The sequence below is a fragment of the Streptomyces sp. NBC_00620 genome (assembly GCF_026341825.1).
Classification (GTDB): domain Bacteria; phylum Actinomycetota; class Actinomycetes; order Streptomycetales; family Streptomycetaceae; genus Streptomyces.
The window spans coordinates 1,399,226-1,411,299 of record NZ_JAPENY010000002.1; the positions used below are offsets into that span (position 1 = coordinate 1,399,226).

The window sequence follows — 12,074 nt, forward strand, 5'->3', positions numbered from 1 at the left end:
CCCGCCGGAGCCGAACCGTCAGCCCGCCGACTCCGCCGCGTGCGGGCTGAGCGCGCCCGTCGTCACCAGCACGATGATGAGGATGCCGAGCGCGATGCGGTAGTAGACGAACGGCATGAAGCTCTTGTGCGAGATGAACTTCATGAACCAGGCGATGACGGCGTACCCGACCGCGAAGGCGATGACCGTCGCGAAGGCCGTCGGGCCCCAGTCGACATGGCCGCCCTCGCTGGCGTCCTTGAGCTCGAAGAGTCCGGAGGCGAGTACGGCCGGCATGGCGAGGAGGAAGGAGTAACGGGCCGCCGCTTCACGGGTGTAGCCCATGAACAGGCCGCCGCTGATGGTCGCGCCGGACCGGGAGACACCGGGGACCAGGGCCAACGCCTGGCAGAGGCCGTAGAGCAGGCCGTCCTTGGTGTTCAGGTCCTGCAGTGTCTTGCGCTCCTTGGCGGCCCGGTGCTTCCCGCCCGCCTCGTCGCGGGCCGCGAGCCGGTCGGCGATGCCGATGACGATGCCCATCACGATCAGCATCGTCGCGGTGATCCGCAGATCGCGGAACGGCCCCTCGATCTGGTCCTTGAGCGTCACCCCGAGCACGCCGATCGGGATCGAGCCGACGATCACCAGCCAGCCCATCTGCGCGTCGTGATCGCTTCGCATCGCCTTGTTCACGAGCGAGCGGGACCACGCCGAGATGATCCGCGCGACGTCCTTGCGGAAGTAGATCAGTACCGCGGCCTCGGTGCCGAGCTGGGTGATCGCGGTGAAGGCCGCACCCGGGTCCTCCCAGCCTGCGAACGCCGCTGTCAGACGCAGATGCGCGCTGGAGGACACGGGAAGGAACTCGGTCAGCCCCTGGACGAGTCCGAGGATGAGGGATTCAAACCAAGACATGAAGTTACGTGGTCCCAGAACTGATCGTGGAAGGGGCGACGGGCATACCGTGCCGCTGATCGCGGTGATCACGGGTGGTGTTGAGGGCAGCGTAGCGTCCCCGTCCGACAGTCCCGGCACAGGGGTTTCGTAGCCGGACGGGGCGGGAGCGGCCCGGGGGCGTCCCGTGCCGCCGGAAGACAGGGTTCTCGGTGTTGACCGGCGGCTGGACCGGCGCATACGTTTCAGCAGGCGGGAAAGCGCTTGCTGCCTCCGGAGTCAGTCCGGGTGTCATCATGCGTTGGCCAACGTCTGACGACCGCGTCCGATGGAGTGCTGATCACGAACATGCCCACACCCAGCAACGACACCAGCCCCGAGACCTCCCCGAACCGCCCCGCGGCCCCGTTCGACGGCCGTCGTATCAGGGCTGCTGTCATCGGTACGGGCGCCATCGCGCGCGGGAGTCATGTCCCCGCGCTCGCCCGACTCGCCGAAGAAGGGGAGACGGAGATCGTCGCCGCGGTCGACATCGCCGAGGACGCGGTTCGGGAGTTCTGCGCGGAGGTGGGCATCCCGCACGCGTACACCGACCTCGACCGCATGTTGGAGGAGCAGCGGCCGGATCTGGTCGTCATCTGTACGCCGCCGACGCTGCACCGCGACCAGACCGTGGCGGCGTTGCGGGCCGGAGCGTGGGTGTGGTGCGAGAAGCCGCCGGTCCCGACACTCGCCGACTTCGACGCCGTCGAGGCGGAGGAGGGGCTCGGTGGGGGCCCGTACGCGGCGATCGTCTTCCAGCACCGTTTCGGGTCCGGCGCACGCCATGTGAAGCGCCTGATCGCCGAGCAGGCCATGGGGCGTCCGCTCGTCGCGCACTGCCAGACGACCTGGTACCGCAATGCCGCCTACTACGCCGTCCCCTGGCGCGGACGCTGGGAGACCGAGGGCGGCGGGCCCGCGATGGGGCACGGCATCCATCAGATGGATCTGCTGCTGGATCTGATGGGGCCGTGGAGCGAGGTGCGCGCCATGGCCGGAAGGCTCGTGCACGACGTGGAGACGGAGGACGTGTCGACCGCTCTCGTCCGCTTCGAGAACGGCGCGCTGGCGACCGTCGTCAACAGTGTCCTGAGCCCGGACGAGGTCAGCCGTATCCGCATCGACTGCGAACGCGCCACCGTCGAGCTCACGCACCTGTACGGGCACAGCAACGACAACTGGCGCATCACCCCGGTTCCGGAAGCGCCGGACGCGGACGTGGCGGCCTGGCGGGACTTCGGTGCGGACGTGCCGAGTTCGCACCTTGAGCAGCTGCGGGACCTGGTGGCGAGCATGCGTGCGGGCGAGCGGCCGCGCAGCAGCGGCGCCGACGGACGCACCAGCCTGGAACTGATCACCGCGCTGTACAAGTCGGCGTTCACGGACACGACCGTCCGTGCCGGGGAGATCGGTCCGGGGGATCCGTACTACACGGCTCTGCACGGGGGTGCGGCGGGCTGGGCGCCCGCGGGTTCCCAGGCGTCCGAGGTGTCTGAGGTGTCTCAGGGGGTGTCGGCATGACCACGCCCTCGGAGGGTGGCCTGCGTATCGTCCACGCGCACGGCGAGAGCATCACCATCAGTGAAGTCGGCACCGGTGTCGAGCTGTTGAGCTACGTCTACCGTCCCGAGGCGGCGTGGGAGGCCCCGAAGCCGTATCTGCACCCGCTCAGGACGCTGGCGAACAACGTTGTCACCGACTACCGGCCCAACGACCACCGCTGGCACAAGGGCCTCCAGATGACGGCCTCGCACCTCTCCGGCCAGAACCTGTGGGGCGGCAACACATACGTTCACGGAAACGGCTATGTCGAACTCCCAGAGCGCGTCGGGTCGATGGCGCACGTCGCCTTCGACCGGGTGGACTCGGACGACAGTCGCGCGGTCATCGTGGAGCGGCTCACATGGCATCCGTACGACGGCGAACTGTGGGCCGACGAGGAGCGCCGGATCGAGGTGCACGACGTCGATCCGGAGTCGGGTTCCTGGGCGCTGACCTGGACCACCGCGGTCACCAACCGGCGCGACGAGCCGCTGCGCTTCGGCAGCCCGACCACCGCGGGACGTGAGATGGCGGGCTACACGGGCCTGTTCTGGCGCGGACCGCGGGCCTTCCGGGACGGGCGGATCATCGGGCCCGACTCCGAAGGGCCCGGACTGATGGGGCGGCAGGCGCCGTGGCTCGCGTTCTCGGGGGAGTACGACGGCTCCGACGGACACGCGACGATGGTCTTCGCGCACGCCCCCGAGAACGACCACTCCGGGGAGGCCGGCGCCCACCCGGCCCACTGGTTCGTACGCAACGAACCCTTCGCCGCCGTCGCCCCGTCGCTCGCCTTCTACGACGAACTGGAGCTGGCACCCGGCGACACGCTCACCCGCCGCTACCGGGTCGTCGTGGCCGAGGGGGTTTGGGAGCGCGAGGAAGTCGCGAAGTACCTGGAGGAGCACCCGTGGTGAGCGGGCAGGAGGTACCGGGCACGGCGGCAGTCCAGGGCTTCGACGGGCTTCCGGGGGCCGTCGCCGTCTCGCACCTCCGCGTCTACGACTGGCCCGCGGCAGACGGCGTCTGTGGCGGAACTCCTCATATGCACCTGACCTGTTCGGAGGCGTACGTCGTCACCGGCGGGCGCGGCGCGGTACAGACGCTGACGACGTCCGGGTACGAGGTGACGCCGCTCGTGCCCGGTGCCGTCGTGTGGTTCACGCCCGGCACCATCCACCGGCTGGTCAACGAGGACGATCTGCGCATCACCGTCCTCATGCAGAACAACGGGCTGCCGGAGGCGGGGGACGCCGTCCTCACGCTGCCGCCGCGGTACCTGACCGACGCCGAGACGTACGCGGCCGCTACGGCCATCCCGGCCGACGCGCCCGAGGAGGAGCGGGAGCGGGTCGCCCGAGCCCGGCGCGACCTCGCCGTCGAGGGCTACCGGGCGCTGCGTGACGCGGACGGACCCGAGCCGCTCGCCGAGTTCCACCGGGCCGCGGCCGCGCTGGTTCGGCCCCGGCTCGCCGAGTGGCGCGAGCGGTGGCAGCGGGGTGCCGAAGCTGCCGCCGCGGCTACGGGGCACCAGCTCGACCGTCTGGAGCGGGGCGACGCGTCCCACCTCTCGGACGCTGTCGTACGGGCTGAACAGCCGTCCGCGTACGGCCGGTTCGGGATGTGCGGACGGCTCGATGTCTACGACGTCCATAAGGGGACGCACTAGACCCGCGACGTCTGCAAGGAGACGCGTGAGGCCTGTCGGTAGGGGCGCCCCTGCGTCGTAGTCGTCCGCTACGCCGCCGCAGGACCCGTCACGGTCCAGCCCGGGGCCTGCGGGTGCGCCATCAGGTCGTCGTGTTCGACTTCCTTGCCGCACTCCCGGCAGACGACCTGCGGGACCAGTTCATTGCCGCACGTGTGCTCCAGGACCATGGGCCGGAAGCCGTCCTCCTGGAGATGCCGGTCGCCCCACGCCATGAGCGTGAGCAGGACGGGCTCCAGATCCAGCCCCGCCTGCGTGGGCAGGTACTCGTAGCGCTTGGGGCGATCGCTGTATTCGACCTTCTTCAGCACGCCGGCGTCGACGAGCCGTTTCAGCCGGGCGGTCAGTACGTCGCGCGGGGCACCGATGTTGCGGACCAGCTGGTCGAAGCGCGTGGCGCCGAGCGACACCTCGCGCAGCACCAGCAGGGAGTACTTCTCGCCGACCAGGGCGAGCGTGGCGGCGATCGAGCAGGGGCGGGCGTCCTTCATGCGCCCAGTCTAGTGGGTGGGTTGGTTGTTCCAACCCACTGAGCTACTCTTGAGTCACTTAGCGGGTTTGAAAAGCAAACTCTATGGGTTTGGAGATCAGACATGCGTGACGCCGTGATCGTCGAAGCCGTACGCACCCCCGTCGGCAAGGGCAAGTCGAACGGCGCCCTCGCCCATGTCCACCCCGTGGAACTCCTCGCCCACACACTCCGCAGTCTCGTCGAGCGCTCCGGAGTGGACCCGGCGCTGATCGACGACGTCATCGGCGGCACCGTCGACCAGGTCGGCGAGCAGGCCATGAACACCACTCGGTACGCCGTGCTCTCGGCCGGCTTCCCGGACGCCGTGCCCGCGACCACGGTGGACCGTCAGTGCGGCTCGTCGCAGCAGGCCGTGCACTTCGCGGCGCAGGGCGTCATGTCGGGCGCCTACGACATGGTCGTCGCCTGCGGCGTCGAGTCGATGAGCCGCGTCCCGATGTGGTCGAACGTGCCGGCGGGCAAGGACCCCTTCGGCCCCGGGGTCGCCGAGCGCTACCCGGAGGGCCTGGTGCCGCAGGGCATCAGCGCCGAACTCATCGCCGCCAAGTGGGGCATCTCGCGTGAGCGTATGGACGCGTTCGCGGTCGGCTCGCACCAGAAGGCGGCCGCGGCCTGGGACACCGGTCTGTTCGACGCCGAGGTCGCGCCCCTGGACGGGCTGACTCGCGACGAGTGCGTCCGGCCCGCCAGCAGCACGGAGATACTCGCCGGGCTCAAGCCCGCCTACTACGACCCCGGCTTCGGCGAGCGTTTCCCGCAGATCGACTGGTCGGTCACCGCGGGCAACGCGAGCCCGATCAACGACGGCGCGTCGGCCGTGCTCATCACGTCGAGCGAGACCGCTGCCCGCCTCGGCCTGCGCCCGATCGCCCGCCTGCACAGCTTCGCCGTCACCGGCTCCGACCCACTGCTGATGCTCACCGGCGTCATCCCGGCCACCGAGAAGGTGCTCCGCAAGGCGGGTCTGACCCTCGACGACATCGATCTCTTCGAGGTGAACGAGGCCTTCGCGAGCGTCGTCCTGGCCTGGCAGCAGGAGACGGGCGCCGATCTGGCCAAGGTCAACGTGCACGGCGGAGCGATCGCGATCGGCCACCCGCTCGGCGCGAGCGGCACGCGTCTGACGACCACCCTCGTCCACGCGATGCGCGCCCGAGGAGCCCGCTACGCGCTGCAGACGATGTGCGAGGCGGGCGGACTCGCCAACGCGATGGTCCTGGAAGCCGTGTAACGCCGGGTCTGACGACCGCGGCAGTGCGCCTCGGCGGGCGCGCGTCCCACGGCAGCGCCTCAGTGACCGGCGCCGCAGCAGCGTCTCAGCGGCCGGTGCCGCAGCAATGCGTCAGTGGCCGCGCAGGTGGTGCCGCTTGCGCCAGGCCACCACAATCCCGACGAGGGTCGGTACGGCGATGAAGGCCATCGCGATCAGGAAGGCGGGCGAAGTCGGCGCCGAGGCCTGGGCACCTGCGACGACGTACGCGGCGGTGTTCGGGATCGTGCCGAGCGCCGTCGCGAGGAGGAACGGCAGCCAGCCCATGCGGGAGACGGCCGCGCAGTAGTTGGCCGCCCAGAACGGGATGCCGGGGAACAGCCGGGCCGCCATCATCGAGCGGAAGCCGTGGCGGCTGAGCTGCCCGTCCGCCGCCTTGAGCCAACGGGCGCGAAGGAGCGGTCGCAGCGCGTCCTGCCCGAGCAGCCGACCGAGCCCGAAGGCCAGTCCGCCGCCGAGCACCGTGCCTCCAATGGCGGCGGCGAGGCCCAGTTGGGAGCCGAAGAGGGCGCCCGCGGCGAGGCTGAGAAGCGGCCGGGGCACGAACGCGACCGTGACAAGCCCGTACGCCGCCGCGAAGGCGACGACCGCCGCGGCACCGTTGAGCTGTGGCGGCCAGCCGTCGGAGAGCAGTCGCTGCGGTTCGAACAGCAGCACGCTGGACGCGGCCCCCGCGAGCAGCACCACGAGCAGGGAGAGCCGCGACCAGGGCGACAGCAGGGCTCGTGTGCAGCGGGCGGCAAGGCTGGTGGGCGCGACGGCCGGACCTGTTGGTGCGGCGACGGCGATCTCCGCGGCGATGGCGAACTCCGTCGCGGCGGCGAGCTCTGAAGCGGCGGCCGGGGGAGTGGCCGTGGCGGTGCCCCCAGAGCGATTGGTGGCATCGAGCATCCGGTGACACTAACCGACCGACGTGTGTGATCGCCGTATGGTTCGTCTCATGGGCGTCACAGCTTCGGGAACGTCAGGTGCGCCGTTCGAGGTGCCGAACAGCGTCCTTGCGGACACCCTGTTGGAGCGGCTCACCGCCACCTACGCCGCGGCGGCCGATCCGGAACGGGCCGTGTCGATGCGCGCCTACATGAAGGACATCGCGCCCTTCCTCGGCCTGACCACACCCGAGCGCCGCGCCCTGTCACGGACCGTCCTCCTGAGCACGGCGCGCCCCGACGAGGCCGACTGCACGGCGCTCGCACTGCGCTGCTGGGAGCTGCCGGAACGCGAGTACCACTACTTCGCCGTCGACTACCTGCGTCGTCATGTGAAGCGCCTTTCGTCCGGCTTCCTGCCGGTGGCACGGCACCTCGTCGCCACGGTCTCCTGGTGGGACACCGTCGACGCACTCGCCTCCCACACGGTGGGGGGCCTGGTGGCAGCCGATCCGAAGCTGAAGGCCGACATGGACGCGTGGATCGAGGACGAGGACCTGTGGGTCGCGCGTACGGCCCTGCTCCACCAGCTCCGCTACAAGGACGCCACCGACACGGAACGCCTCTTCGGGTACTGCCTCCGCCAGTCCGGACACCCCGACTTCTTCATCCGCAAGGCGATCGGCTGGTGTCTGCGGGAGTACGCCAAGACGGACGCCGAGGCGGTACGGGACTTCCTCGCCAGGGAGCGTGGGAGGTTCGCGCCGCTGTCCGTGCGCGAGGCTCTGAAGAACATCGGCCCCTGAAGCCTTCTTACGCACCATCGGAAACACCCGCCTCCAGGACGCGTCCAGGACGCGAAAAACCATTCGACGTCGGCAGAGGCGTCGGCGAAGATCTCCTCATGTTCCGGTACGCCTTCTTCCTCGCAGCATCCGCAGTCGCGGATGCGCCGAAGGCTGCCGTCCCGATCATCGCGGCCGCTGTCGACGGCGCCCGAAGCTGACCCTTCCCGGATTGTCCGGCGGACCCCGCAGGGGGAGGGTCGGCAAGTCCTTGGGGGTCCCCGTTCCGGCCCGTAAAAACGCGCCGGGGCCATCACTCAGCTCCGCTGACATGAAGAGGCTTCGAGGTACAGCCATGCCCAAGACGGCTTACGTGCGCACCAAGCCGCACCTGAACATCGGCACCATGGGTCACGTCGACCACGGCAAGACCACCCTGACCGCCGCCATCACCAAGGTTCTCGCCGAGCGCGGCTCCGGCACCTTCGTTCCGTTCGACCGGATCGACCGGGCGCCGGAGGAGGCCGCGCGCGGCATCACCATCAACATCGCGCACGTCGAGTACGAGACCGACACCCGGCACTACGCGCACGTCGACATGCCGGGCCACGCCGACTACATCAAGAACATGGTCACGGGCGCGGCCCAGCTCGACGGGGCGATCCTCGTCGTCTCCGCGCTCGACGGGATCATGCCGCAGACCGCCGAGCACGTGCTGCTCGCCCGGCAGGTGGGCGTCGACCACATCGTCGTCGCCCTCAACAAGGCCGACGCGGGCGACGAGGAGCTCACCGACCTCGTGGAGCTGGAGGTCCGCGAGCTGCTCTCCGCGCACGGGTACGGGGGCGACTCCGTGCCGGTCGTACGGGTGTCCGGTCTCAAGGCCCTTGAGGGGGACCCCCGTTGGATGTCGGCTATCGACGCGCTGCTCGACGCGGTGGACACGTACGTGCCCATTCCGGAGCGGTACCTGGACGCGCCGTTCCTGTTGCCGGTCGAGAACGTGCTCACCATCACCGGGCGCGGGACGGTCGTCACCGGGGCGGTCGAGCGAGGCACGATCCGGGTCGGCGACCGTGTCGAAGTGCTCGGCGCCACCGTCGACACGGTGGTCACCGGCCTCGAGACCTTCGGCAACGCCATGGTTAGCGTATCCACCCCGTAGCGGCGGCACACTGGGGCCAGCACTCCCCTTTTCCTTTGGCCTGGTCATGGGCTAGATCACCAGCCAAATACCCGCCTGATGGTGCGTCACATGGCTTCGTCAGGCGGCATCCTCCCGCAGGACACCCCGCCTCGTCGGCACGGTGCCGCCGGACGGCCAGCCGCCGCCGTGCCCCGTTGCCACGCATCCCGCGCACTCCGTGAAGCCACCGGAGAAGTAGCGCCAACTACCGCAGCGCAAAACGCTATTGCTTGCATAACTTTCTTGTTCATGAGATAAACGTGGATTCATGCCGCACCCCTGCTGAGGGATAGGGGTGCGGTCTGGATATAGAAGCCAGGCCCAAACTGAGTGAGGGCTTGGTAATGACAGAAAAGATAAAGGTTGACTCTGAGCACCCCACGATGAGTCTCCACCATCCCGACAGTCCACGTGACGGTGACTACTCCTTCTACTCGCTGGAGGATTTCCACGAGTGTATGAGGTCGAGCCGACGGAGTGAGCCAAAGTCGTTGATGTTCGAGGCGTGTGGGTCGCTTAACGACACGGACGAGATCAACCGCTTTCCACTCCGCATTGTTCCCACCAGTCTCCGCGTTGTCTTCAGTTGGGATGTCGAGGAAGACCTGCCCTGTTACGAGTTCGAGGGATGGGTAGTCGGGAACTACCCAGAGAAAATTTGGGTCTTCGGTATCCTGTACACCGGGATTGAAGGTCAGCTCGAAGAGGGCCATATCATCCGCCTCCTCAAGGGCGAAGAGGCTGGCACTACGCCCGTCCCTCTCGGCTGGATGTAAGCAGTAATACGCTCAATATGAGGAGTCGTGGTCAAGAACTACGGCTCCTCTTTATCTAGCCACGCAACATCTAGCCACTCAACAAGTTTCCGATCTCCAGCACCTACTTCCTCATTCCATTGGACTATAACCCCAAAGGGGTAACGGGCCATCGGGTCGGGGAACGAGTAAATGCTGCGGTACTGACCCGATTCCAATGCGTTGAAAATCAGCCTACGAGGGTAGCCGACTGCACTAATCTCAACTGGTTTGGGGCTTGAAATCTTCACCAAAATCTCGCCCTTCATATCGAACGCCGGTGTCACCACCAGTCGATAGTTTTCGTCTCCGGGCCGGGCACACAGACTGCGGTCGCAACGGGGGTAATATACGTCGTAATCGTACCTGGGCAATGTCGGTGACGTACGGGGCACGATCAGAACCGGGTGAAATTCTCGATGACCACCCGAAAATTCCTCCATTTTGAAAGTGCTGAAAATTGAGGTGTATACGGCGGTATCTCCGACTGGCGTGTCAAATATGTAATTGAGGTCTCTTGCCATTTTTCCGTACCAGGGGATCAAATAGAAGCCGTCGTCCTCGAAGGCTTCAAAATTCCGAAGTATGCGCACTGTGCAGTTGACGGAGGACCTTTGGAGTCTAACTCCCAATGGTGACTCGTCATCGTCCACAAATTCATACTCGACTTCAATTTTTTCAAATGCCACCGGACTCCGGCGCGCTATTAGAGTGCGAGCTAGAATCAGCATGAGCTCTGTTTCGGGCCCCGTGCGTCGCCGCATAGTGCTGATTGTGCAATTGAGTTTCAGCAATCCGATTGCATCTTTCCTCCTTTCTTTGGCGCTTGTTTTCCATGCGATCTCCACCTCGTTGAGAAGTATGGAAATGGCTTCGCATACCTGTTCGGCCTCTCTGTCTTCCCAAACCCGTCCCTTCGTCAAGACTTTCTGTGGTCTGGTTATCGCTGCAATCGCGCGCCTAACCGTCGCGCAGACTACTTTTAACTGTTCAGCTTCATTGCTTGAGGCCTTAAGGCGAAGCTGAACTTGAGGAAGCTCCAGCAAGGGGCCCAGTCCTGTGACTGATTGGTATTGAAGGCCTCCCTCTCTGCTAACGGCATCCTGAAGCGCGGTCGCGAGTTGCCGCGCCGATGAGTCGTCATCCCAGTCCCTCATATGTCCGTGCCTCCACCAACGCTCACGCCTCTTGCCAACCACTTGCCAGCCCCAACAGACGGGAGTGGTCGACTGGTTACAGAGAGCGTCTCACTAGGGACGCCGACCAGGAAGACCAACGGAAGGAAGCACACATGAGCCAACACGAAGGCCAGCACGACGACGAGGAGTGGGAGCGGCTCCGCCGCCTCTTCCAGCAGTACATGGAGGAAGTACGCACGCACCACGAGTTCATAAAGATCGTTGGCGGTGTCGACGACGAGGCCAAGCGGATCATGCACGAAGTCGAACTCGGGTGCGCATGGCTGTACCGCCACTGTGTCACCGACCCCGCCGGGTTCGATCAAGCCGCGTAACTGACTCCACCGACGCGCCGGAGTAGGTAGCTGCCGGCGCGTCGGTGCAGGGGAAGAGAAGCGAAGAACTATCTGCGGTGAAATCGTCACCGCAACACATTTGGATCCACGTGGATCCACGAGGTTAATGGAGGCTCCCTATTGGAAGAAGACGAACTCGATGTGTCCGCAGACGACACCAGTTGGGAGGAATACCGACTAGAGCAAGAGATGAAGAAGCAAGCAAGGTTCGAGCGGTACATCGCCAGTCGCCGCAAAAAGGGTGGCGACAAGTGGCAAGACTTCCTAGAGAAAAAGAGGAAAGCGCATGGACATCGAGCGATACCAACCCGCGAACCACGACCTCATCCCGATGCGGGCGGGAGCACCACCGCAGGAGATACGAGCCCTGGAGCGGACAGCTCGGGCAGCAATCTTCATGACCCGGCTGGAGATAGCGATTAAGGCGCTTCGCCTAGACGCCCTGTACCGGCTGTACGAGGTGCAGATAGAGAAGCACATCGCCATGGGTGAGCGTATCGCTAGCGAGATAGTCAAAACCGACAACCCTCTCGTGATTGATGCCCTCACCAAGGTCTTCGACGAATGGGAGCGCAACAGTACCCGCGCCATCAGCGGGGGGATGAGCTTCTGATGCTGCTATTCGGGATCATCGGGGGCTTGTTCATGAACTTCGGCAAGCTCATCATTGGCATCGCGTTTTGGGTCATCGTCTACCTCGTGTGGGATTGGCTAGCCCAAGACGCCAGGGTCGAGAAGGAAGAGGAGCGTCGGGCTATCGAGAACATGGCCTATGCGCGCGACCTCGCAGTGAAAAGGGTAGTTGGCGACGAGCAAGCCGTCCTCCAACGTCTCTACGATCTGGAACGCGAAGCCCAAGAGAAAATAGATCGTATTATGGGTGAGTGATTCTAGTTTGGTTCGACATAGCTGTCACTTTAAGCGGCCTGCTCATTGCGG

13 protein-coding genes and 1 pseudogene are annotated in these 12,074 nt (G+C 66.0%); 10 read left to right on the forward strand and 4 right to left on the reverse strand.

What is annotated here, in order from left to right:
- Positions 1-18: 18 nt before the first annotated feature.
- Positions 19-894 carry an undecaprenyl-diphosphate phosphatase gene (locus OG246_RS25495; protein ID WP_266468108.1) on the reverse strand — a complete coding sequence of 292 codons (876 nt, stop codon included), beginning with the start codon at positions 892-894 and terminating at the stop codon, positions 19-21.
- 327 nt (positions 895-1,221) lie between these two features.
- Between OG246_RS25495 and OG246_RS25500 the strand changes: the two genes are divergently transcribed.
- The 3 genes from OG246_RS25500 to OG246_RS25510 are packed head-to-tail and all read left to right on the forward strand — an operon-like array spanning position 1,222 to position 4,126.
- Positions 1,222-2,436, forward strand: a complete 1,215-nt coding sequence (locus OG246_RS25500; RefSeq protein WP_266468111.1) for a Gfo/Idh/MocA family protein — start codon at positions 1,222-1,224, stop codon at positions 2,434-2,436.
- Positions 2,433-3,374, forward strand: coding sequence for a PmoA family protein (locus tag OG246_RS25505; protein WP_266468114.1), 942 nt, complete (start codon positions 2,433-2,435; stop codon positions 3,372-3,374). Before OG246_RS25500 ends, OG246_RS25505 begins: the two co-directional genes overlap by 4 nt.
- Positions 3,371-4,126: a cupin gene (locus OG246_RS25510; protein ID WP_266468117.1), complete on the forward strand. Its 756-nt coding sequence runs from the start codon at positions 3,371-3,373 to the stop codon at positions 4,124-4,126. Before OG246_RS25505 ends, OG246_RS25510 begins: the two co-directional genes overlap by 4 nt.
- Positions 4,127-4,194: 68 nt before the next feature.
- On the opposite strand, the gene OG246_RS25515 is transcribed toward OG246_RS25510, so the two are convergent.
- Entirely contained in the window at positions 4,195-4,656 is a 462-nt protein-coding gene (locus tag OG246_RS25515) for a helix-turn-helix domain-containing protein (RefSeq protein WP_266468120.1), read from the reverse strand.
- Between the two features lie 102 nt (positions 4,657-4,758).
- Between OG246_RS25515 and OG246_RS25520 the strand changes: the two genes are divergently transcribed.
- On the forward strand, positions 4,759-5,928 hold the full coding sequence (locus OG246_RS25520; protein ID WP_266468126.1) for a thiolase family protein: 1,170 nt from the start codon (positions 4,759-4,761) through the stop codon (positions 5,926-5,928).
- A 111-nt stretch (positions 5,929-6,039) separates the two neighbouring features.
- Here OG246_RS25520 and OG246_RS25525 read toward each other — a convergent pair whose 3' ends face one another.
- Complete coding sequence (locus OG246_RS25525; protein WP_266468129.1) at positions 6,040-6,858, reverse strand: TVP38/TMEM64 family protein; 819 nt, start codon at positions 6,856-6,858, stop codon at positions 6,040-6,042.
- A 49-nt stretch (positions 6,859-6,907) separates the two neighbouring features.
- Between OG246_RS25525 and OG246_RS25530 the strand changes: the two genes are divergently transcribed.
- The 3 genes and pseudogenes from OG246_RS25530 (at position 6,908) to OG246_RS25540 (ending at position 9,583) form a co-directional block, all read left to right on the forward strand.
- Positions 6,908-7,642, forward strand: a complete 735-nt coding sequence (locus OG246_RS25530) for a DNA alkylation repair protein (protein ID WP_266468132.1) — start codon at positions 6,908-6,910, stop codon at positions 7,640-7,642.
- Between the two features lie 334 nt (positions 7,643-7,976).
- Positions 7,977-8,756, forward strand: a pseudogene (locus OG246_RS25535) (GTP-binding protein); the annotation flags it as partial.
- A 395-nt stretch (positions 8,757-9,151) separates the two neighbouring features.
- Positions 9,152-9,583: a hypothetical protein gene (locus OG246_RS25540; RefSeq protein ID WP_266468135.1), complete on the forward strand. Its 432-nt coding sequence runs from the start codon at positions 9,152-9,154 to the stop codon at positions 9,581-9,583.
- Between the two features lie 38 nt (positions 9,584-9,621).
- Here the strand turns inward: OG246_RS25540 and OG246_RS25545 are convergent, their stop codons facing one another.
- Positions 9,622-10,758 carry a hypothetical protein gene (locus tag OG246_RS25545; RefSeq protein WP_266468138.1) on the reverse strand — a complete coding sequence of 379 codons (1,137 nt, stop codon included), beginning with the start codon at positions 10,756-10,758 and terminating at the stop codon, positions 9,622-9,624.
- Positions 10,759-10,892: 134 nt separating this feature from the next.
- Between OG246_RS25545 and OG246_RS25550 the strand changes: the two genes are divergently transcribed.
- From OG246_RS25550 to OG246_RS25560, 3 genes are all read left to right on the forward strand, one after another.
- Positions 10,893-11,114 carry a hypothetical protein gene (locus tag OG246_RS25550; protein WP_266468141.1) on the forward strand — a complete coding sequence of 74 codons (222 nt, stop codon included), beginning with the start codon at positions 10,893-10,895 and terminating at the stop codon, positions 11,112-11,114.
- 307 nt (positions 11,115-11,421) lie between these two features.
- Positions 11,422-11,748: a hypothetical protein gene (locus OG246_RS25555; protein WP_266468145.1), complete on the forward strand. Its 327-nt coding sequence runs from the start codon at positions 11,422-11,424 to the stop codon at positions 11,746-11,748.
- 32 nt (positions 11,749-11,780) lie between these two features.
- Positions 11,781-12,023, forward strand: coding sequence for a hypothetical protein (locus tag OG246_RS25560; RefSeq protein WP_266468148.1), 243 nt, complete (start codon positions 11,781-11,783; stop codon positions 12,021-12,023).
- Positions 12,024-12,074: the final 51 nt, after the last annotated feature.